This is a genomic window from Corynebacterium sp. CCM 9204 (assembly GCF_041357695.1).
Lineage (GTDB): Bacteria > Actinomycetota > Actinomycetes > Mycobacteriales > Mycobacteriaceae > Corynebacterium.
Genome location: NZ_JAUERX010000001.1, coordinates 224,470 through 246,273, shown reverse-complemented (window position 1 = coordinate 246,273; position 21,804 = coordinate 224,470). Strand labels below are relative to the sequence as shown.

General features: G+C 55.4%; 18 protein-coding genes. 11 read left to right on the top strand and 7 right to left on the bottom strand.

Annotated elements, in window-relative coordinates:
- Positions 1 to 36 precede the first annotated feature (36 nt).
- The 7 genes from QWU43_RS01075 to QWU43_RS01045 all read left to right on the top strand — a co-directional run bounded on the left by QWU43_RS01075 (position 37) and on the right by QWU43_RS01045 (position 6,058).
- The gene (locus tag QWU43_RS01075; RefSeq protein ID WP_370916939.1) at positions 37 to 1,593 is read left to right on the top strand and encodes an ABC transporter substrate-binding protein; all 1,557 of its coding nucleotides are present in this window, start codon (positions 37 to 39) and stop codon (positions 1,591 to 1,593) included.
- A complete protein-coding gene (locus QWU43_RS01070) occupies positions 1,590 to 2,534 on the top strand; it encodes an ABC transporter permease (protein ID WP_370917191.1) in 945 nt (314 codons plus the stop codon). The genes QWU43_RS01075 and QWU43_RS01070 overlap by 4 nt, the downstream gene beginning before the upstream one ends.
- Before the next feature lie 50 nt (positions 2,535 to 2,584).
- Positions 2,585 to 3,379: an ABC transporter permease gene (locus QWU43_RS01065; protein ID WP_267174026.1), complete on the top strand. Its 795-nt coding sequence runs from the start codon at positions 2,585 to 2,587 to the stop codon at positions 3,377 to 3,379.
- Positions 3,376 to 4,995, top strand: a complete 1,620-nt coding sequence (locus tag QWU43_RS01060; RefSeq protein ID WP_370916938.1) for a dipeptide ABC transporter ATP-binding protein — start codon at positions 3,376 to 3,378, stop codon at positions 4,993 to 4,995. The genes QWU43_RS01065 and QWU43_RS01060 overlap by 4 nt, the downstream gene beginning before the upstream one ends.
- A 269-nt stretch (positions 4,996 to 5,264) precedes the next feature.
- The gene (locus QWU43_RS01055) at positions 5,265 to 5,522 is read left to right on the top strand and encodes a transposase (RefSeq protein ID WP_370916937.1); all 258 of its coding nucleotides are present in this window, start codon (positions 5,265 to 5,267) and stop codon (positions 5,520 to 5,522) included.
- Positions 5,519 to 5,707 (top strand): hypothetical protein, encoded by a 189-nt coding sequence (locus QWU43_RS01050; RefSeq protein WP_370916936.1) that lies wholly within the window; start codon positions 5,519 to 5,521, stop codon positions 5,705 to 5,707. The genes QWU43_RS01055 and QWU43_RS01050 overlap by 4 nt, the downstream gene beginning before the upstream one ends.
- Positions 5,708 to 6,058 (top strand): transposase, encoded by a 351-nt coding sequence (locus QWU43_RS01045; protein WP_370916935.1) that lies wholly within the window; start codon positions 5,708 to 5,710, stop codon positions 6,056 to 6,058.
- 677 nt (positions 6,059 to 6,735) lie between these two features.
- Here the strand turns inward: QWU43_RS01045 and QWU43_RS01040 are convergent.
- The 7 genes from QWU43_RS01040 to QWU43_RS01010 form a co-directional block, all read right to left on the bottom strand.
- On the bottom strand, positions 6,736 to 7,824 hold the full coding sequence (locus QWU43_RS01040) for a hypothetical protein (protein WP_370916934.1): 1,089 nt from the start codon (positions 7,822 to 7,824) through the stop codon (positions 6,736 to 6,738).
- A gap of 902 nt (positions 7,825 to 8,726) precedes the next feature.
- Positions 8,727 to 9,581 (bottom strand): hypothetical protein, encoded by an 855-nt coding sequence (locus QWU43_RS01035; RefSeq protein ID WP_370916933.1) that lies wholly within the window; start codon positions 9,579 to 9,581, stop codon positions 8,727 to 8,729.
- 12 nt (positions 9,582 to 9,593) lie between these two features.
- Complete coding sequence (locus tag QWU43_RS01030) at positions 9,594 to 12,734, bottom strand: FtsK/SpoIIIE domain-containing protein (RefSeq protein ID WP_370916932.1); 3,141 nt, start codon at positions 12,732 to 12,734, stop codon at positions 9,594 to 9,596.
- A gap of 88 nt (positions 12,735 to 12,822) precedes the next feature.
- The gene (locus QWU43_RS01025; protein ID WP_370916931.1) at positions 12,823 to 13,839 is read right to left on the bottom strand and encodes a hypothetical protein; all 1,017 of its coding nucleotides are present in this window, start codon (positions 13,837 to 13,839) and stop codon (positions 12,823 to 12,825) included.
- Positions 13,832 to 15,523, bottom strand: coding sequence for a protein phosphatase 2C domain-containing protein (locus tag QWU43_RS01020; RefSeq protein WP_370916930.1), 1,692 nt, complete (start codon positions 15,521 to 15,523; stop codon positions 13,832 to 13,834). Before QWU43_RS01020 ends, QWU43_RS01025 begins: the two co-directional genes overlap by 8 nt.
- Before the next feature lie 5 nt (positions 15,524 to 15,528).
- Complete coding sequence (locus QWU43_RS01015; protein WP_370916929.1) at positions 15,529 to 16,263, bottom strand: VWA domain-containing protein; 735 nt, start codon at positions 16,261 to 16,263, stop codon at positions 15,529 to 15,531.
- Between the two features lie 402 nt (positions 16,264 to 16,665).
- Complete coding sequence (locus tag QWU43_RS01010) at positions 16,666 to 17,715, bottom strand: exonuclease domain-containing protein (protein ID WP_370916928.1); 1,050 nt, start codon at positions 17,713 to 17,715, stop codon at positions 16,666 to 16,668.
- Positions 17,716 to 17,830: 115 nt separating this feature from the next.
- Here QWU43_RS01010 and QWU43_RS01005 point away from each other — a divergent pair, with 115 nt between their 5' ends.
- The 4 genes from QWU43_RS01005 to QWU43_RS00990 all read left to right on the top strand — a co-directional run bounded on the left by QWU43_RS01005 (position 17,831) and on the right by QWU43_RS00990 (position 21,785).
- Entirely contained in the window at positions 17,831 to 18,541 is a 711-nt protein-coding gene (locus QWU43_RS01005) for a 6-carboxyhexanoate--CoA ligase (protein WP_370916927.1), read from the top strand.
- The gene (locus QWU43_RS01000; RefSeq protein ID WP_370916926.1) at positions 18,542 to 19,705 is read left to right on the top strand and encodes an aminotransferase class I/II-fold pyridoxal phosphate-dependent enzyme; all 1,164 of its coding nucleotides are present in this window, start codon (positions 18,542 to 18,544) and stop codon (positions 19,703 to 19,705) included.
- Positions 19,706 to 19,798: 93 nt separating this feature from the next.
- Positions 19,799 to 20,776, top strand: a complete 978-nt coding sequence (locus QWU43_RS00995; protein ID WP_370916925.1) for a sugar-binding transcriptional regulator — start codon at positions 19,799 to 19,801, stop codon at positions 20,774 to 20,776.
- Positions 20,777 to 20,867: 91 nt separating this feature from the next.
- On the top strand, positions 20,868 to 21,785 hold the full coding sequence (locus tag QWU43_RS00990; RefSeq protein ID WP_370916924.1) for a Rib/alpha-like domain-containing protein: 918 nt from the start codon (positions 20,868 to 20,870) through the stop codon (positions 21,783 to 21,785).
- Positions 21,786 to 21,804: the final 19 nt, after the last annotated feature.

The window sequence follows — 21,804 nt, the reverse complement described above, 5'->3', positions numbered from 1 at the left end:
TCGGTTGCCCGGAGCGGAGGCGCTACCCTGTTCGTCATGGATGTGACCCACCTCAATGATCGGATTCGTCACGGGGCGGCGACGACCCTGGTGGCAGCCGGGACGACGCTCGCGCTCGCGGGGTGTTCCGCCGGTTCGACGGCAACACAGACCACTGCGATCGCGGACAGTGGTGCCGTGGTCGTCGCGGTCTCCGGGACACCGGCGACGCTCGACTTCACCACCACCGGTGGTGCGGCGATTCCGCAGGCGATGATGTCGAACGTCTACGAGACGCTGGTGCGTATCGACGATGACGGCCACATCATCCCGTGGCTCGCCACCGGGTGGGATGTGTCCGATGACCGCACCGTCTACACGTTCCACCTGCGCGAGGGCGTGACGTTCGCCAACGGGTCCCCGTTCACCGCGGAGACGGCGAAGTTCTCCATCGACAGGGTGCTCTCCGACGCCTGGACCAATGGCTTGAAGAAACTCATGTCCCCCGTGACGGACACCCGCGTCGTCGACATGCACACCCTTGAGGTGACGCTGACCGCGCCATCGAATCAGTGGTTGTTCGCCATGGGTACCTTCGTCGGGGCGATGATGACTCCCGATGGTGTCGATGCCCTGGCGACCGATCCCATCGGCACGGGCCCGTACACCGTCACCGACTTCGCGCTCGGCCAGTCCATCTCCTTCGCCGCCCGCGATGACTACTGGGGTGAGCCACCGAAGAACGCCGCCGCAGCGATCCGCTACTTCGCGGACGCCGTAGGTGCAACGAATGCGCTCCGCTCGGGTGATGTCGACGCCGTCTATTCCATGCAGTCCCCCGAACTGCTGGACACGATCACCGCTCACGGCGGGTACACCGTCGAGGTGGGCACCACCAACGGTGAGGTGCTGCTGTCGATGAACAATCGACGGGCCCCCTTCAATGATGTCCGGGTCCGTCGCGCCGTCATGTACGCCATCGACCGGCAGGCCGTGATCGACACCGCGTGGGACGGGTTCGGCACCGACACCGGCGGGACCCCGGTCCCACCGACCGACCCCTGGTACCGGAAATCCGAGCGCTACCCCTACGATCCCGACAAGGCTCGGCAACTGCTCGCGGAGGCCGGGATCGACGGGACGAACAACCGGGTCGTGATCTCGGTGCCGTCGCGCCCCTACGCCAACGCCGTGTCGGAGATCATCGTCTCCCAGTTGCGCGACGTGGGGCTCGACGCCCGGATCGAGTCCACCGAGTTCCCGGCCGTCTGGCTGCAGAAGGTGTTCAAGCAGCACGACTACGACATGTCGATCATCCTGCACATCGAGGCCCGCGACATTCCGGCCCTGTTCGGTGCCCCCGAGTACTATCTCGGCTTCGATTCGCCGGAGGTCCGCGAGAACATCGCGCAGGCCGACGCCGGGACCCCCGAGGAGTACATCGAGGGGATGCGCGCGGCGGTGGACACCATCATGGAGGAGGCTGCGGCCGACACTCTGTTCAACTATCCGAACATCGTCATCACCGCGCCCGGGGTAACCGGCGTCAACGCCGACGCGGTCGACGATGCACTGGAACTCGCGACGATCAGTGTGGAAGAGGAGCGGGACTGATGCTCATCACCCTCGGCAGGCATGTCCTGCGCTACCTGGCAGCGATCTTCATCGCCTCCGTCGCCGTGTTCACGCTCATGCGGGTCGTCCCCGGCGATCCAGCGGCCGTCGCCCTCGGGGTGAGCGCGACCCCGGAACTCATCGCGGCGAAACAGGCTGCCCTCGGCCTGGATCAGCCGTTGATCAGTCAATATCTCTCCTGGATCGGTGGCCTGCTCCGGGGTGACTTCGGGCTGTCCCTGACCAGCGGGCAGGACATCTCCCCTCTGGTGATCGACCGCCTGCAGGTCAGCCTCATCCTCGTGGGGACAGCGATGCTGCTCGCCCTCGCCGTCGCGATTCCGCTCGGCACCTGGGCCGCGCTGCGCCACCGGCACGCCGACGGCATCGCCATCACCGCCGTCAGCCAGGTCGGAATCGCCGTCCCCAGCTTCCTCGCGGCGATCCTCCTCGTCAGCGTGTTCGCCGTGCGCCTCGGCTGGGCGCCCGCCAACGGCTGGGTGCCCCCCAACCAGGGCGTCGGGTTGTTCCTGCAGCGGCTGGTGATGCCGGTGTGCGCGCTCGCCGCAGTGCAGGGCGCGATCATGACGCGCTACGTCCGCTCCGCCGTGCTGGAGATCCTCTCCGAGGACTTCATCCGCACCGCCCGCGCCAAGGGGCTGTCCCCCTGGCAGGCACTCACACGCCACGGCCTGCGCAACGCCGCGCTACCCGTGATCACCGTCACCGGTGTGCAGTTGGCGACGCTGGTGATCGGCGCGGTCGTCATCGAGCAGGTCTTCGTCATCCCCGGCCTCGGATCGATGCTTCTCGACGCCGTGAGCACCCGCGACCTCACCACGGTGCAGACCATCGTGATGGTCCTCGTGCTGTTCACCCTCGCCGTGACGATGCTCGTCGATCTCCTCGCCACAGCACTCGACCCCCGGACAGGACGGTGAACACCGTGAACGGACTCACCCGCACCCTGCGCAGACTCCCGACCCCCGGAATGATCGGACTCGGCATCGTCACCCTCGTCGTGGCCCTCGGCCTCATGTCCCTGATCTGGACGCCCTACGATCCGATCCACGCGATCCCCGCCGACCGCCTCGAAGGCCCGTCCCTGCGGCACCTCATGGGCACCGACCGCTACGGGCGGGACGTGTTCTCCCGGATCATGGCCGGCTCCCGCATCACGCTGCTCGTCGGACTCGTCGCCGTTGGCATCGGCGTCCTCGTGGGCACGCCGCTCGGCGTCCTCGCCGGAATGCGGCGCGGCTGGGCGGAAACGATCGTGCTCCGCGGGGCAGATCTCCTTCTCGCCTTCCCCGCGCTGCTGCTCGCCATCGTCGCCGGCGCCATCTACGGCGCCTCGACGGTCTCAGCGATGGTCGCCATCGGCATCGCCACCGTCCCCGGATTCGCCCGCGTCACCCGCGCCGGAACCCTCCAGGTGATGTCCCGCGACTTCATCGCCGCAGCCCGCACAGCCGGACGCTCCGGCCCCGCGATCGCGTGGCGGCACGTCCTACCCAACATCACCGGCATGCTCATCGTCCAGGCATCCGTATCCTTCGCCCTGGCGATCCTCGCCGAAGCCGCGCTGTCCTTCCTGGGTCTCGGCACCCCACCCCCCGACCCGTCCTGGGGCCGGATGCTCCAGTCCGCCCAAGCATCCCTGGGGTCCGCCCCGATGCTCGCATTCTGGCCCGGTCTCGCCATCGCCGGAACCGTCCTCGGATTCAACCTACTCGGTGACGGCCTCCGCGACGTGTTCGACCCGAAGACGAGGAAACGCTCATGACCCTGCTCACCGTCACCGATCTCGGCGTCGACACGCGACGCGGGGAAACCCTCATCGAACAGGTCTCCTTCACCATCGACTCCGGCGAACGCGTCGGACTCATCGGGGAATCCGGCTCCGGGAAATCACTCACCGCCCTCTCCCTGATGGGCCTACTACCCGACGAGCTCTCCGCCCACGGACAGATGACACTCGACGGGGAAACCGGGAACCTCATCGACTACCCGGACCGCCGGATGCGCACACTCCGCGGCAGGCGGGTATCCATGGTGTTCCAGGAACCCATGACCGCCCTGAACCCGCTGATGACCGTCGGCGCGCAGATCGCCGAAGTGATGACCCACCACGGCACCGTCGACTCCGATGCTGCGGCACGCGACCGTACACGTGAGCTGCTCGCCGACGTCCGCATCACCGACCCAGAACGCATCTACGGCGCCTACCCACACCAGCTCTCCGGCGGGCAGCGCCAACGCGTCCTCATCGCGATAGCCCTCGCCAACGATCCCGACCTGCTGATCTGCGACGAACCAACCACCGCCCTCGACGTCACCGTGCAACGCCAGATCGTCGAACTGATCCTCGAACTCGTCGAGCGGCGCGGCACCGGCCTGCTGTTCATCACCCACGACCTGGCACTGGTGTCCGGGGTCTGCGAGCGAATCCTGGTCATGCGCGACGGCAACCTCGTCGAAAGCGGCACCACCGAGCACATCCTCACCGACCCGGCCCACGACTACACGAGGGGGCTGATCGCAGCCAGTGACCTCGACGCCCGCGACCCCGACGGCCACCTCTACACCGTCGAGACCGCCACCACCGGCGACTACCGGCCCGGCCAAATCCACAAAGCGCCCGCCGTGCCCCCCATCGGCGAGGTCGTGCTGTCCGCCACCGGCGTATCCCGGACCTATGTGGGCAAACGGCGCGGATTCTTCGGCCCCCGGCGCCGTACGGAGGCTCTCCGGGACGTGTCACTGGAACTCCGACGCGGACAACGCCTCGGGATCGTCGGCAGTTCCGGCTCCGGGAAGTCCACCCTCCTCCGGATCCTCGCGGGCCTGGACTCCCCAACCACCGGCACAGTCACCCACGCCGAACGCGCACAGGTCGTGTTCCAGGACCCCATGGGTTCACTCGATCCGCGCATGCGCATCGGGGCGATCGTCGAAGAACCACTGCTCGGACTCGGGCTATCCGGTGAGGAGCGGCGGACCAGGGTCTCCGAAGTGCTCGGCGAAGTCGGGATCGGCGCCGACGCCGTCAACCGGTACCCCCACGAATTCTCCGGCGGACAACGCCAACGTATCTCCATCGCCCGCGCCCTGTCCGTGAAACCTGACGTCCTGTTCGCTGACGAAGCGGTCAGCGCCCTGGACGTCTCCGTCCGCGCCCAAGTACTCAACCTGCTCAGCGACCTCGTCGCCGACTACGGGCTGGCCCTGTTCTTCGTCTCCCACGACCTCTCCGTCATCCGCCAAATGTGCTCCGACGTCCTCGTACTCAACCACGGGGACGTCGTCGAGGCGGGCCCGGTCGATCGCATATGGGCTAACCCACAAGCTGACTACACACGGGAACTGCTCGCGGCCGTGCCGAGACTGGTGGGGAGGTGAGGTAGGTTCGTGGATATTACTCACAACTCCTAAAAACCCAACATATTTACAAACTGAACATAATCTCAGCCGATATAGTTTAAACTTCTTAAACGAACAAATCGACAGAATTTAGTAAGCGTACTAACCTCTCAAAAATTAGGCAACCTCCCCTAACTTAAGAAAAGGCAAACTACAACCCCTACTTCTATCCATAACAAACCCCTACCCCAGACGAGAACCAGCTACGAAAGATCTTCACCGGCCTGCAGGAACAAGGCACAGTCCTGGTGGTCGTCGATCAACCCAACATCATCGGTGCCCTGCCCATCGCTGTCGCACGGGACGCCGACTGCCTCGTCGGCTACCTGCCGGGATTATCCATGCACAAAGCCTCGGACCTGCACCCCGACAGGTCCAAGACCAACCGCAGCGACGCGTTCATCATCACCAACACGGCACGGATAGTGCCGCACACCCTGCCTGCCGTCGATCGCGACAACGGAGTGCTGTCAGCACTAAACGATGCTGTCTGGCTTCGACGATGACATCGCCAAGGGACGCCACACCGACCATCAACCGACTGCGCAGCGTCCTCACCCAGATCTACCCCAACCTGGAACCCGCTCTGCCAGGCAGCGTCATCACCAGGCCGCTGGCGCTGGAGACGCTCATCCACCACGGAGGGCCGACAAAGCTGAAGAAAGCCGGCTACCATCGGGTACTAGACTAGATGCGGAGGCGAGTCAAGAAAGACCCCTTCAAACTGGTGGACGCGATCTTCGACGGCCTCAAGGCTCAAACGATCACGGTACCTGCCACTACTGCCACTGAGATGATGATCCCGCAGTTGGCCACCAACATCAAGGTCCCGCTGGAACAACGCACCACGATTGCAAAACAAGTCGAGGAATTGTTGGAGGACTTCCCTCTTTCCGAGGTCTTGATGTCCACGCCAGGAGTCGGCGTCAAGACCGCAACCAATATCCTCCTGGCCATCGGTGACTTCTCCGATTGCCGATCGGCAGGTCACCTGGCAGCATACGCCGCGATCGCCCCGGTCAACCGAAGGTCAGACACATAGATCAGAGGCGAGTTCCCTACCAAGGCTGGTAACAAGCGGCTAAAGAATGCATTGTTCTACTACACGTTCGCCTCGATTCGTTTCCACGAGCCATCCAAGACCTACCACGAGCGAAAACGGGCCGAGGGCAAACGCCATAATGCGGCGATCATGTGCCTGTCCAGGCGGAGGTGCACTGTCATCTACGCGATGCTGACCCACATAGAGTTCTTATGCGAGCTACCTGCCAGAACCGTCGCCTAAACACTGACCTTGACCTGATCAACTGGTCGAAAGCAGTCACTTCGGCCAGCTGATCAGTCATGCCCGACGGCCAGCGGTACATTACCCCCGAAACCTCTCGACTAGTATACCGCCCCGACCTCTTGACGAAAACAGAGGAACACCCGGAGAGCCGCTCTCAAGAGCCAGTCGAAGCTATTCCCAAAAATTAAATTTCCGAGTAACAACTTAATTAAAGACAAGGTCTCTTCAATCCTCAGGTTACGAAACAAAACCCGCCGCCAAAACAAACAGATTAGAGTTAGATTAACAAGATACCGCTTTCCTAGATCGATTTATCGCAGATCAAAGCCTTGGTCTGAAATCCAACCCAAATGTCGCCGCCAGAACAAACATGAGACGAACCGAAACTTTCAGATTCCTTGCCTTAGGAAGCTACTGCAAACGCCGGTAATTTAAGTGCATCTCCGCAAAGACATCGGCATAAAAACCAACGAAAAAAGACCGAAGGAAAAAAATGCCGAAAAAACCAAACCGGGAACTGTAGAATTCACAAGCCTTAAAAACTCTAGGATACGGATCGAAAAATCAACAAGTTTCCCGGTTCCGTCCCACAAAAATTCGGGCCAAATTAGCCGCTCTAACCAACCGGGCATTATCTCAAAAATGCCGTATCGAATCACTATACCATCTACATTACTACCAAAAGCGCCAAAAAGTCCAAATAGGACGGCGACCCAGCCCTTCGTGGAATTCTTTTTAGATATATAACATAAACTAACACCGCACACTGCAAGCCCGATAAACAATGGAAACATGAGATGAAGATTGCGACCGAATTCGAATATACGAAGTTCCGAATTCCCAGTAAATAAATGAAAAACCACGAAAGTGCAAAACATCGACAAAACCATTGCGAAATATCCGCTAACACACCGAAGAATGAAAAGAAGTAATCTTGCGATACAAAATCGACTGGCCCGGACATCTTTCACCAGCGCGCTAGGGCTTTCCGGAGTTGGCGAATCCTTCGGGGAATCCACAGCTGGACTGATATCGATTGGGACCGCTTGTAGCACATTGCTACTTTCATTAGACGCTGGCGCTGTGGCCGGGCTAGCCGCTGGGATGCGTTCACTCTCCCGCTTCGCACGAAAAACCTCAATCTTCTGGTCTGCTGAAAACACTGCAGCAAGCTGGTGAAACAAGTCAGCTGTTCCGTAGACGTACAACTTCGTTCCGACTATTGAGTCACAATAGAGCGTAAAAGAATAGATTTGCTCAGCAATTTTGTTGGCAGTATTCTGATCATGCACCGAACTATTCTTCAAATCTATCGAACTAGGCAATAGCTCAGGACTACATCCGGGAAGAACTTGCCGATCTACTCCGCTCTTAGTTACGACTAATAGAGAAAATAGAAAAGAACCCCTAGCAATCAAGTCTCGAAATTTATCCCAATCGAATAGCGCCGCGTTCTCGGATTGTTCAATAATAACTACAACTAACTTCGAAGGAACCGATTGCGGTTTCATTGAGTTCATACATTTCCTTTCCAAAAACAGAGACGTTAAGTTGTCGCTACCAAAAGTATTACTTCGCCTCCATATCAACTGATATAATATCCAAATATCATACCTAGCCGAATGTTTTTAACAAGCTAAACTAGTTGATTTGACATAATTAAACCATTACTACGGACATACCCGGAAACTAATTACCATTCAATCGATCCAGTTCGGCCGCAATCGCCTTCAGTTTTCTACTAGCATCCTCGAGAGTACCAGCAGCTTTCTTATACTCCCCCACTGCGTTAACCAGTATAGAATCCACGTTTTGTTTTCCCTTTACTCTATAGTCCAACGCGGAGTGGAGCTTTCTAGCAGATTCACCCATCGCAGCCGATTCAGCGGCCAACTTTTGGAGTTGATTCGCAGCTTGCCGTAACTGATTTGGGTCACCATAAACCGCCATGTATACAACCTTTCTCGACAAACTATTTGCCAAACAAGCATCACGAATGGAAACGATAACGCAAGATATCTTTGTCACAATATTAGACCGACTCAAAGGGGTCCGCATCAATACATAAAATTAACCGCGATGCACACAATCTTCAACTAGATCGACTTCCAGAAGTTCCCTAAAGAGAAGAACTGAAAAAGTCTCCATTTCTTCGTTGTAGCGAGGCAGCGCTGGTCTGAATTCTCTCACGCCGCGATTTCAAATTCCTCCGCCCAAACGCCTAAGGGCTCGATCCATTTCCGAATAGAAAAGTTCCGAGCTTCTGGTGTTTTCTTCCACAAATAATTGTAATTGTGCCACTATTTCATAGTCGAACTTTCTTTTTCTAGTTTCGTCATTGAACGATTCCCGGGAAGCCTCGACAGTTTTTAAAAACGAGGACCATGCTGTTGAAAAGCCTATCCGATCTCCGGACATGACGCTACCTCGAAATCTTCGCAGGGACAACCGTGCGGCCTGTTTTTTCAGCCACATAAATACGATGCCGCCCGTTAATAATCCCATATTTACCATCGGACCTCGCTTCAAGGCGGATATAGTTTCCCGCATGTTCGTCGAAAAATCCCGAGTATGTATCCGATAGCGAACGACACCCTGACATCTCTAACTTTTCGTCTATATTTTTGAATTCTTCTTTACCCCACCCTCGATCCATTCCCGGTAACACGTACCGTTCTAAGAGATCAAAGGCTCTGCTCAAATCTTCTATACTGTATCCCTTACCAAAATCTTGAGGGCCAACTATAGGGTTTTCGGACTGATCAATTTCCGATACCGCAACCAACGTAAAGCCCACTGGTAGGGCTGTATAGCAGTCGGTTAGCTCGCATCGTCTACCGTTCTGGATACCTGAACCCGTCGATGCAGCGTAATCCGATTTACTTTCCGCATTCAGTGACAGAACCACGTTCAACTTATCCTGTAAGTACCTAACACCTTGGTCGACATAGAACTGTATTGATTGAAGAGAAGCTCGGCTGCTTGTTCTGTAGTTTATCAACCCAGCTTCTGCTATATTGAGAGCCGCCATCGCGTTCTGCAACTGAGCATTGAGGGCATCGTACTCTCTCGACATTTGATGGTGGGTATTGTCGTTTTTATCGTACCGTTCATACTCTGTAATCTTGCGCCGGCAGATCTCAACTTCGCGTTCCAACTCGGTTACGACTCTGAACCCATATTGTATTTGAGCCGCTTGAATTTCCCGAATATCGACGATTAAAGTTTTCAATTCATCGCGCAACCGGGAAACCATGCGCGGATCGACGTAAGGCATTAAGGTCCGACCTCAGATCTTTTTTTCCCAGAAGGCAGGGGGGAATTTCTTAAATGGAACGCAGTAGGTTTTTGAACCTACGCTGTCAACCAGTACGTAATCGAAGTCGATGTTTGACCCCAAATTCGAACCGAAGATCTCGTAACTTGAATCGGAGTTGATTCTACCGCTCAGCACACTACCAAACCTATAGCGACCAGTCAACGAAAATAGACGATCTACTCCACGCCCCTCCCCTAAATGTACTATCGAGTGAACCTTATTCCTTGGACCACATTTGATAAGTTCACCTAATTTGTCCACCATTTCACCACCGGCATGAAAGTCTACGGACCGATCTAGATTCAAGAAGAAAAACACCGCTTTGCAATTCGACCGTCCATTAGGTGCTTGCGCGTAGGTCAACGCCCTTTCAAGGACCTTTAATGCCTGATCAGATCTACTATATGACAGCGGATAGGAACGGCAGCTTCGGAGCAGACGATTTACTTCTTTGTCGAACTCCGTATTCTCGTCACCGAAGTCAACTAGGTGAACCGGCACTTTACTCTTCAACAAGCCACTCAAAATTGTGCCGAGAATACTGAAGGTATCGAGTGCCTCAAGGCTACTAGCTCCTGGCGTCGTTAGGAGCAAGTTACCATCGTCATTGAAGGCCAAACTAGTAGATACTGATTCGTTAGTACCGAATCCCCTTCCAAGGAGAACCCTGGTATGTCCCTGGCCATGCGCTTTCACCAATCGTTTAGGGAGTTTTCTTTCAGAGAAGTCGAGTACGATTGGCGAAGCTTCTCCAGAATAGAGTTTCGCAACTTTTTTGCATGTTTCTGATCTAGAAATATTATCTTCTAATGCCACTTGCACATTTCGTCGGTCGTTATGTTTCCGCAGAATTGCTTGACCAGTACCTGGCACAAGCTGAGTAGCTTCACTATTCTGCGGGCCCAAAAATATTCTAGAATCCTCATCACTTAACGTAAATAAAAGACATTGTTGAATACTCGACAGTACTGAAGAAGGAAGCCTGCGGATTCCGGAAAGGCTTTGACTAGATAAAATCAAGTGGATACCGAAAGCACGAAACTGTCTTACCATGGTGTCAAATATCGATGCATTTTGAGCCGATATATCGTCATCCGAACAGGAAAACAGGTTTTGGAACTCATCCACGATAACCACGATACGCGGCAATTGCGTAAGCTTACTTTGTACTGAACGAAACTCGTCGTAGTTGACAGGAACACCACCGTTTGGCAACCTGGATTTCCGGAATAAAGCAGCTCGCTTTTTTTGTTCCTTAAGCAAACTTTGAAGAACAAGAGCAGTGGAAATTTCGGGGGCTTGAATAGAAACTACTCGGGCATGGGGTAATTTCGCTTCCGCATAGACTTGAAACTCGACACCGTCCTTATGATCCAAAAGATAAAGTTGAACTTCCTGGGGTGGATAGTTTCGGATGAGGTCACAGATAATTGCGTGAAGGCCTACGGATTTTCCAGAGTTAGTTTGCCCTGCTACGATAAGCCCAATAGGCATACCCTGACGCGAACCAATAGAAATAGTAGCGAGATTTCGGTCGCCCTCCAGGCCAATATTTACTTCCAATCCGCACGCGGAGGTCCTCTTCCACCAGGTCGAAGGATCCGCCGGATCAGCAGAACCGTGACTCGAAACTCTTGACGCGACATCTTGGGGTAGTACGGATTTATATTCTGCCTTACGAAGCCTCGCGTCAAACGATCTGACAAATTTCCGCACTTCTACGGAAGTATCTGGTGCCCATTGAGGCCCGTGCCAGATACAATAAAATTTTACGTCAAACAAAGTGGCGAACTGCCTGTCAGAAAGATCCTCTAGGGAATACTCCGATACCGAGCCATAATATCCAGACACTAGATAGTCTTCAGATTGTAATGCGGAAACTACTGATGTATGCCCCGTAAAATATTCGACGGGCTGTAGTTTTTCCGAGTGAAGCTGAGGCAAACCGTAAGAAAAGTTCTGGGTACTACCCCGGTATCGATTCAAGTCATCATCAATTTTGTTGTCGGGAGCGTTAAAGACAATCGTGAAGATACCCGCCTTCGGACCCGATGCTGCTAATGTAGATATTTTCTCGAAAATCCTACTGTTGGTCACACCCTTTGGATGGTCCATCAATAAAAGCAAATGGTACGGTTCCTTACCCGAGGAAACCGAGCTATTGTAATCGACCAGCGAAGCAAATCGGTTTCCTAAACACTGCTGTGTGATGCGGGAAGCTACCGACAGTAGTACATTCAGCTCAGCCTCAAAATCATTTTCTTCAACGCTAATTTTAATCAGTTTGGCGAGCGCCTCCGCCGAGAGATCGTTCAAAGAGCGTAGCGACCCTCCCAGTTTGACCGGATCAAACAGGTGTATTTTTACGGAATTAGCTGGCAACAACGCACAAAACCGAATAACAAATGATGTTACAGCATCGAAATCGTTTGTAGCGAAGCCACCGTCCTCCACAAGATCAATAACGCAGGGGAAAGCCTCGGACTCGGCTGCAGCAAAGGTACGATTTTCGAATCCACTACCTCCATATCCATTAACTGAGTGATAACCACTATACTTTTTCGGAACTAATACCGGTTCAAAAGAGTAATGGCCAACTTCCAATACTAACGGCCCATACCCTGCACGAATGGAATTTAACTTCTCGTCCGTATCCCTCAGTCCCGGCGGAAAACTCGGTATGCACCACTTTTGGGTTTTCTTTAATGGAAAACTATCAATCAGTGCCTGTATTAACCTAGTTAACTTCTCATCGATTTCTTTTTTCAAATCGTTCAGTCGTTGAGACACGAACTTCCTATCCCTGTTCGATGCCTCGACATGACGAATACCAAAAGGGAGTATAATCGTGCTTCGAATCTTTTGAACGGAAGAAAAAACTGGGTCAAGCCCACCGCGAGAAAAAGTTGTGGGTTCCTCATCTATTAGAACGTCCGGCCTTCTATGACCCCACATTTCATTAAACGTTTTTATAAGCTCGAACTTCTCAACAAAGTTTTTTTGAATATCGTGCCATTCGCTTGCAGTTTCTATGCGCTTTTGGCCCACCGACAGAATCTCGGAGCGTACACGATCAAGTGCCCGTTCAATTTCGAGAATCAGCTCTTTCATTGGACGCTGATTCTCTACATATGAAAGAAGAGGTCGATTCTTTCTAACGGTCATAGCAACCCGTCCAATCTACATACAAAAGTGATCACTATTTCTCGCTTAAACGCTTGAAAGCATCTGATGCCGTCGGCCTTGCCTTTGGATCATTTGCTAACATTTCGGTAAATAAGCTAACCTTCGACTTACCGAAAATACTGAATAGCGCTTTGTCTGCCGATTCAGACGAGTATATAGAATGGACGTCATCGTCAATAGATTCAGGAGAATGGAACAAGCGTTGAATCAGTAAACCAAGTTTAAATATGTCGGATTTTTGTGTAATAACTTTCAAGTCAGCTTTCGCTTTGGATATTTCAGCCGCTCCGGCTTTTCGTTCTTGCAAATCTTTAAGCCTATCCTCTGCCCGCTTTCGCTCGGGAGTTTTCCAACCAGGAGTGTGTCCTTGCTCTAGTGCCGGAACGGAACCGACAAACCTAAAGCTATCAATGTCGATAAATCGCGGCCAAAAAGCACGAGGCCTTCCTCCTCCGACATTCGAAGGATTGGTCACAACTATGTTGTTCGCGCTAAGATCGCCAATGACGAGCTGTTTTTCGTGCAAAAACATTACTGTTCGAACAAGACGAACTATCAACCCGACTTTCTCTCGTTCAGTAAGCTGGGGAACATTCAAAGCCTTTAGTTTATCTTTATGTCCGATCAAATACTGAATCTCAAAAAGTTGTTTCTCATAGTCATCCCGGCCTTTCAGGTAAATATCAAAATAATAGTCATCAGGAATTAAGGGCATGACGACACCCACGGGTTTATTTTCCTTATAAACCAAACGTTGAGGCCATACCGTCCGGGCGTAGAGCAGCTGCCGGTCTTTAAGAGTGAAATTGTTGATCGGATAGAGGATGAGTTGCCCCATAGACGCTTCGAGAGCGACCTGCGACTGCTCTAGCGTTTTTGGCTTATATATTTTTACTACATTTGTCGACTCAGCGATACCATCGATTTTATTTTTGCAAAGATATATCTTACCCTGTCCACCGGACGCAAGCTTTTCCAGCTTTCCTAGTTTGCTAAGTTCAATTTTTACGTCAGCCAACGTGCTAGGCATGAGCATGCCTCCAGACGATAGCCGCAGTCCGATCGTCATCTGCATTTATATTCGCAAACGACGCTGTGCGCAACAAATTCTCTGTGGTAATTGGATTCTTCCAAGCCTCAAACAAGAATCTACCTACTGGGCGTGCACCTGTATCAATGACGTCGCCAAAACCATCTGTACATAGTATAGCTGATTGTCCCTTATCCAACATATATCGAGTCACAACGGTATTATCACCGCCAATTGGCATCGGAGTTGACAACGAATTATCCACCAATCCCGCGGTTTCGCTCTTCCCTTTGCTAATACAACACCAACCTCTATCGGGATCAATCAAATACAAACTACTGTCGCCAGCGAATTGCACTCTCCAAACCGGAGTAGCTTCATAGTTTTCACGATTTGGCACTATTAACATGTCGCAGGTTGTAGCCATTAATCTTGCAATTTGGCGCAGGGACATTCTTTGTATTTCTGCAGTCTTGCTTGGTTTCCGCGAAATAAGTTGCTTTCTAGATTCTTCGACGACGGCGTTTTTCCCAAACCTACCTACCTCCGACCATTCAACCTTATCCGGTGAACTAGTATTTAACATCGTAAGAGCACGTCCAGATATTGCTCGTACTGCTGCGAGGGCAGCATAATGAGAGTAGTTCCCCGCAGAAACACCGTCCGCAATAACGAGTACTGTCCAATCTTCGCTACTCGCAATATTATAAGCGTCTTGACGTGGCATCCCGCTAACATGGTGGAGGGTACCTTTAACGCTTACTGCACCGGCCGACAACTGATTATTTATAATGCCCACGTCTACTGAAGAATCAGAGATGTTCGCTGAAGGAAATTTTGTCGTAAAGGACGGCAAAACCCTTGAGTTATCTCCGCCTTCTCCGACTACTATTCTTCCAGTAAGTAGTCCGGACTGTATTGTGCTATAACTTGGTAGCCCAGGACGAAGCCATTCGAAGCTGTCTATGCCAAGCGCAGCTCTTGATCTAGCCGACTCTTCGGATTCACATGAGGGTTGCCAATCTAGATCATTGGCTATTTGATCCCCCGTAGGGTATTGGTTGCGGTTGTCATCTTGGTATTCGGTGGGGTTTCGACTGCCTGCGCGTGCTGCATTTTGGTCGTGGGTTTTTGGCACGGCTGCGTCAGTATTCCCCGCGTATGGGCTCGGTTTTGGGTCTGTACTCCTCTCGTCATTGAGAGGCGCCGTTTGGTCATTGTTATTACTTCGATTTTGGTTGAGGTTGTCGTCTTGGTATTCGGTGGGGTTTCGACTGCCTGCGCGTGCTGCATTTTGGTCGTGGGTTTTTGGCATGGCTGCGTCAGTATTCCCCGCGTATGGGTTCGGTTCTGGTTCCATGCCACCCCCGTCATTGACAACCTTAGTCGAGGCTTGTGCACGTTCCGCTGCACAGCCGTGCTGGTTGTTCTGATACCTATGCAGGATTTCGGGTTTTGTTTCCGCGCCGGATTCACTATTTGTTTTATCGCCAGACGGAGACATTCGCTTTTTTTCCTGTAGAATTATTCGATATATGCTTAGTTCTTCTTTGTTTACCCTTCCACGCCGAACATAATGTCCTCTAGAAGCCGCTGAACAGTCCAGATCTACCTCTTCGTCGTGCCGATATTTAGCGTTCATTGACTGAGGTAAATTCAATCCGAAGTATTCAAAAATACCCACCGCAGTTATGCTTCCTCAAAATACATATCGGTTTCTTCTAGCAAGTCCTCGATAAAGCCATCAATTTCATCATCATCACCGGACCCCTGATTGAATGAATCTTGGTTCGCAGTGTTGACAACAGTTTGTATAAGATCTTTTACAATAGCACTTAGTGCTTCTTCCGCACTCGTGTCTTTGATGAGTAGAGCTTTTCCCCTGCCGATCTTATAAGGCTTAATGTCTTCTATAGTGACATATTTTCCGATTCCGATGATCGTCAGATTTGGGCTTCGTTGGAAATCAGGATCTTTTAACTCGTTAAATGCTTCAGTCGGATCAGAAGTTGGCTGACCATCGGTTATCATGAACACCATAGCACGGTAGACTTTGAAGTCATCTTGCTTGAGCGAGTAGTAGTCTTCTTCGAGCCGTTTCCGTAACAGCCGAAATGCTTCCGCGTAGTCGGTTTGATATTCAGCCTCGAATTTATGCGGCTGAAGGTCAGTCCCCCTAGATAGCGGTGCCACGACTTCCGCTTTACTATTGAATCCTATAATGCAGAATCGTGCTCTTTCATCAGCATTGTGGGCTTTGGAACAGACATCCATGATTGTCGGTATCATATCGTTAGCCGCGTCAATTGCTTGATTACATTCATCTTTCATGGCCATCGAATATGAATGATCCACGAGGATATACAAGGGAAGGACGAACTTGGCGTCATTTTGGAGTTTGTCGAGGTACCTGTCGTCTGTCATGACGTTCCTTTCTGGAGAGGTCGGTCGCTACAGCCGTAGAGTAAAGATGTACAGGGTATTTCTACGACTGACGCTTCGGTTTCGATACTAACCACACCCTACCGAGCGATGCAATAGAATTTTTAAGAATTTGAAAGATGATATTTAGGACCATTGGGTTTCAAAGGTTTTTCCTGGGAGTATCATTATTTTGATAGTTTTTTGATTCGATTTACCTTGTTTAGCAATCTCCCTGTTCGCAAACATCTTCGACCCCCCCCCCCCGCCAACCCGTGGTGTGCCGTCTCCAGAGAGTGGATGGCGCGGCGCCACACTTTCAGTGTATATCGTATTTGAACTCGGTTTTTGCGTACCACTCCCGATTGCTCACTGGATTTTGTGGTTTTTGTCGCTATGAAACTATTAATTAACTATTGAACCCAAATCAGTCGCTTGGTTGGCTTTTAGTCTCTTATCGGTACCTCTAACGCGTATTCGCTGTACCGAAGGATTCTCATCGCCCCCCTCGATCGGGGTCGACAACAGGGCTTCGACGAGCGCGCCGTCCACTCCGAGTTGGCGTGCTGCGGTGGTCACGGCGTCCCGTTCTGCGTCGGTCACCACACCGTCGGTCCACGCTTCGACGGCGAGTTGCCGGATGAATCGGGCGTGGATCTCGCCGGCTTCCTCGCGGTCGATGCCGAGTTCCCTGGCGCGGCAGATGAGTTGGCGGATCTCGGAGGTGCAGAGTTTGCCGTCGGCCAGGGCAGCGCGGAGCAGGCGGATGTAGTTGTCGACGTCGCAGTCACCGGTGTCCGGCAGTTTCGCGGCGAGTGCATCGAGCCATTGGCCGTCGGTGGCGCTCAGTGCGTGGTGCCCCCGTTCGACCGGTGGAACAGCGACGAGGTTGTTCAGGGTCTGGCGGTGGTCTACCGAGAAGTCCAGCGGCGTGCGGCTGCGTACGACGTCGGTGGTGCGGAGCAGGTGTTCGAGTAGTTCAGCGGTGGCGACGGCATCGGCGAGCGCGGCGTGTGGGGTGCAGTTCACGGCGCCGATCTGTGCGAGGCAGTCAGCGAGTTTCTGCGGGGACCCGGGCAGCGCCTCTTTTGCGGTGCGCATCGTGCACACGGACCAGTCGTGCGGGTCACCGAGGATGACGCCGCAGTGGGCGAATTCCCGCACCAGGAATTTCGTGTCGAAGGACGCGTTGTGAGCGACGATGATCCGGCCGTCGATAAGGTCGGCGAGCTCTGCCGCGAGCTCCGGGAACAGGGGTGCATCCGCAACGTCGGCGGGCGTGATCCCGTGGATGTGGGTGTTGTCGAAGTGTCGGTCGGGCTGGATGAGGGTCTGCCAGGTGCGTTCCAGGTTTCCGTCGGCGTCGGTGAGGGCAATACCTATCTCGAGTATGCGATCCGTGGGGAGGAATCCGGTGGTCTCGAGGTCGATGACTGCGAAGCGGGGGCGGGTCATGTCGCGGGCCTTTGCGGTGGTGTCGGTGGGAACTGCGCTAGCCTATCGCGCTCGGCGGATTCCGGTGCGTTCCCGTCCGCACAGATGTGCGGCTGAACACCGTACAATAACCCACATGACCACGTATTCCGTGAAGATGCGCGCGAGCGCCGAGGGGCGGCACATCTCTGGTGCCGAACGGATCGTCCCCGGTGATGCGGTGCCGGGCTGCGTCACAGCATTGACGCAGCGGGCGCTGGGCCACCCGAAGGGGACACCGGACGAGGTGACGGTGACGGTTCGTGCTGTCGACGAGTCGCGGATCGAGGTGCTCCCGGTCCTGGCGACCCGGGAGGTCGATGTCGGTTCGCCGGCGGAGGCGCGTGCTTTCGTCGTTGCCGAGCTGGACCGTCTGGGTGTCCGGAACCCGGCGCGCATGTGGGAGCTGCTGACCACGGTGACCGGCCTGCGGGGCGCGATGCTCGTCGATGCCGCCTCCGGCGAGCGACTGGAGCCTGACAAGGAGCGTGGGGTCCGGGTGAGCAACCTGGATCACGTGTCCGCGGACACCGGCGTGGCGGGAAAGCTTCATTATCGGGAGGCGATAGCCCTGGCGACGAAAGTGACGGCGCATCCGCGTATCGTCGCGGAGCTCTGCATCTCCGACGATCCGGAGTACACGACCGGGTATCTGGCGTGCGGGGGAACCTATATCCGGATTCCGGCGATGAAGGAACCGGGTTCGCCGGTGGGGACCAGACTGTTCCTGTATGACGGTCCGGTGTCGGAGGTCGGGGAGTGCATCGACTGGCTGGAGAATCACGTCGTGCTGGTGGAGGGTCTGTAGATGCCGTCGTTGGACCGGATCGCCGAGGCCCGGAACGCCGCTTGGGGCCCGGCGGGGTTGTCGCGGACTCTCCGGGAGTTCACGGGGCCGCAGGAACCTGTCGCGCGTGTCGACGGTCGGGAGCTGGTGGTGTTCTCCTCTTCCAACTATCTGGGGCTGTCTACCCATCCCGAGGTGGTTTTGGCGGCCCGCCGTGCGCTCGACCTTTATGGCGCCGGGTCCGGTGGTTCGAGGCTGACCACCGGCACCACCGAGCTGCACGCGAGGCTCGAACGGCGTTTGGCGGAGTTCTTCGGCGGCGACGGACACGACGACGCGGTGTTCTTCGCCACGGGCTACCAGGCGAATCTGGCGGTGTTGCAGACGATCGCGGGGCCGGAGGTGACGGTGTTCTCGGATTCCCTGAATCATGCGAGCATCATCGACGGCTGCAGGTTGGCGCGGGCTTCGGTGGAGGTGTTTCCGCACGGAGACCTCTCCGCACTGGACCGGATGCTCGGGTGTCGTTCCACGCCTCATGCGCTCGTGGTCAGCGATGGGGTGTTCTCGATGGACGGGGACCTGGCGGATCTGCCGGGTTTGGTGTCCACGGCTGCGCGACATGGGGCGTGGACGATGATTGATGACGCCCACGGGGTCGGCGTGCTGGGCGCTACCGGGCGTGGGAGTGTCGAGCACCACGGGGTCCGTCCCGATCTACTCATCGGTACCGCGAGTAAGGCGCTCGGCGGGGAGGGCGGTTTCGTGGTGTGTTCCTCGGCGGTGGGCACGCTGCTGCGGAATCAGGCCCGTGGGTTCGTCTATTCGACGGCGCCGTCCGCTCCGACTGTCGCGGCGGTGGTGGCTGCGGTCGATGTGCTCGACCGGTCACCGGATGTGGTCGCCCGGCTGCATTCCACCATCCGTGACTGCGCCGCCGCCCTGGGGGTAGCCGGGCAGGTGAGTCCGATCATCCCCGTTCCGGTCGGCGACGAACAGCGTGCGGTCCGGGTGTCGGATGCCCTGATGGAGCGCGGCTTCTTTGTCCCCGCAATCCGGTGGCCGACGGTCTCCCGTGGTGCTGCCATTCTCCGGGTCACGGTGACTTCGGGGCACACTCCGGATCACATCGAGGCGCTCATCACCGTATTGAACGACCTGATCCCGCTTCCTATCGTCGGCTGATGCCGAAGGCGTCGGTGTCGCGGCCACCGGTTACGATGAGTGTGCAGCCCTCAACTTCTTACCAGCACCGACCACAATCCCGAGGAGTTTCCCGTGGATGCACGCGACGAACAGGCATTGACAGCGGTCAAACTGTATTTCGAGCGCGGCATGTCCCAGGCGGAGGTCGCTGCGGAACTCGGGGTGTCGCGGCCGACTGTTGCCAAGTTGATTCAACTGGGTAAGCAGCGAGGTTTCGTGACCATTGAGATCCACGATCCCAGGGAAGCTGATTCCGCATTGGCGCAACAGTTGACCTCCCGCTTCGGACTGGTGGATGTGCGTCTCGCACACCTACCCAGGGAGACCGACGCCGATCTACTGCGGGAACTGGGGAAACTCGGAGCTTCCATGCTGCAGGATCTTGTTGCGGATGACATGAGTGTCGGGGTGTCCTGGGGAAACACGATGTACTCAGTGTCAGCGCATCTGTCCCGCACTGACCGACACGGCGTCGAGATGGTGCAGTTGAAGGGCGGTACATCCCATTCAGAGCGTTCCACCTTTGACATCGAGACGATCAACTCCTTTTGTCTGGCGTTCAACGCCACTGCGCGGACGCTCCCACTGCCGGTGATCTTCGATTCGGTGGCCACGAAACAGGTTGTCGAGCAGGACCGGCACATCGCCCGGATACTCCGGGCCGGTCGGGAAACCGATCTGGTTATTTTCACCGTGGGTGACGTTCAACGGAGTTCCCTGCTGCTGAATCTGGGGCACTTGTCGGAGAACGAGATCGACCAACTGCTCGAGCGCGCGGTCGGGGATGCCTGCTCCCGCTTCTTCACTGCGGATGGTGAGGTCGCGGTCCCGAGTATCGATAACCGCACCGTGGGAATCGAGTTGAAGGAACTCGCCGCCCGGCCGATCCGCCTGCTCATCGCCGGTGGCGCGGCGAAAACGATCGCCATCGCGACGGCGCTGGACATGGGGTTGGCGACACACCTGGTGATTGACCGGCCAACGGCGCTTCGGGTGCTGGATGCAGCGGGCCAGGGAAATCCAGCCTCCGCACCACCTGACACTAAATAGAAACAACAACCAATAAAGTTGTTGATAATTACTTTCATTTAGTAAGCTTTCGTCTGTCTCACTCCTCCGAGAAGAACGGAAGTATCCTCCCGTGAACACCTCACACATCCGCAGCCGCCGCGCACTGTGCTCGGCCGGTCTTGCACTCACCCTCATCGCCCCGATCACCGCCACGGTGGCCGTCGCCGACGAAGGCACGAACACGACGTTGACCGACCGCTTCGAACCGCTCTTCGGTGAAGCTCGGGCCACCGTCGGAAAGCCCTCCCCCAGCACGGCACCGACCTTCGACGACAGCACCACCACGAATCTCGATGAGGCACCGGCTCCCGACAACACCACCTTCACACTGGGTGACGGGGCACCGAAAAACGCCGAGATCAATCCAGCCACCGGAGTGATCACCTACACCCCGACCCACGATGACGCCGGCAAGGTCATTGAGATCCCGGTCACGGTGATCTACTCCGACAAATCAACCGACCAGGGCGCCGTCTACTTCGTGGTGTCCGATCCTCACGGCGGTACCGCGAAGAAGTACACGGTGAACTACACCCTCACCCACGCCCACACGGGTGAGAAAGCCGTCTCTAAGGCGCCAACGTTCGACGACACGTCAACCGATGAGGTCGAGGCCCTCGCCGCACCGGAGGGCGCGGTGTTCAAGCTCAGCAGGAAGGCCCGGGACGCCGAGATCGATCCAGCGACGGGCGTCGTCACGTTCACCGCACCGGAATCGGACGCGAACACGACGGTCAACGTCCCCGTCGTGGTGTTCTATCCGGACGAGAGCCACGCCCACGCCGACGCCCCGTTCGAGGTGTTCCACCACGATCACGGGCACCACGGCGACGAACCGAACACTCCCACCCCCGGCTTTTTCGGTAGCAGTGGCAACACGGGCTCCGCCATCCTCGGCGCCGGTGCCCTGATCGCCCTGGTCGCCGGAATCATCCACTTCTTCAAGACCCATCCCCTGACAATTCCGGGTCTTCCGTTACCGCGCTGACCGACAGGCGACGCACCCC

Excerpts from the sequence above, each read along its gene's own strand:
- QWU43_RS01025 (WP_370916931.1), bottom strand. The coding sequence starts at position 13,839 with ATGCCTAGCACGTTGGCTGACGTAAAAATTGAACTTAGCAAACTAGGA.
- QWU43_RS01045 (WP_370916935.1), top strand. The coding sequence starts at position 5,708 with ATGCGGAGGCGAGTCAAGAAAGACCCCTTCAAACTGGTGGACGCGATC.
- QWU43_RS01060 (WP_370916938.1), top strand. The coding sequence starts at position 3,376 with ATGACCCTGCTCACCGTCACCGATCTCGGCGTCGACACGCGACGCGGG.
- QWU43_RS01050 (WP_370916936.1), top strand. The coding sequence starts at position 5,519 with ATGACATCGCCAAGGGACGCCACACCGACCATCAACCGACTGCGCAGC.
- QWU43_RS01065 (WP_267174026.1), top strand. The coding sequence starts at position 2,585 with ATGATCGGACTCGGCATCGTCACCCTCGTCGTGGCCCTCGGCCTCATG.
- QWU43_RS01010 (WP_370916928.1), bottom strand. The coding sequence starts at position 17,715 with ATGACCCGCCCCCGCTTCGCAGTCATCGACCTCGAGACCACCGGATTC.
- QWU43_RS01035 (WP_370916933.1), bottom strand. The coding sequence starts at position 9,581 with ATGCCTTACGTCGATCCGCGCATGGTTTCCCGGTTGCGCGATGAATTG.
- QWU43_RS01015 (WP_370916929.1), bottom strand. The coding sequence starts at position 16,263 with ATGACAGACGACAGGTACCTCGACAAACTCCAAAATGACGCCAAGTTC.
- QWU43_RS01030 (WP_370916932.1), bottom strand. The coding sequence starts at position 12,734 with ATGAAAGAGCTGATTCTCGAAATTGAACGGGCACTTGATCGTGTACGC.
- QWU43_RS01075 (WP_370916939.1), top strand. The coding sequence starts at position 37 with ATGGATGTGACCCACCTCAATGATCGGATTCGTCACGGGGCGGCGACG.
- QWU43_RS01000 (WP_370916926.1), top strand. The coding sequence starts at position 18,542 with ATGCCGTCGTTGGACCGGATCGCCGAGGCCCGGAACGCCGCTTGGGGC.
- QWU43_RS01005 (WP_370916927.1), top strand. The coding sequence starts at position 17,831 with ATGACCACGTATTCCGTGAAGATGCGCGCGAGCGCCGAGGGGCGGCAC.
- QWU43_RS01040 (WP_370916934.1), bottom strand. The coding sequence starts at position 7,824 with ATGAACTCAATGAAACCGCAATCGGTTCCTTCGAAGTTAGTTGTAGTT.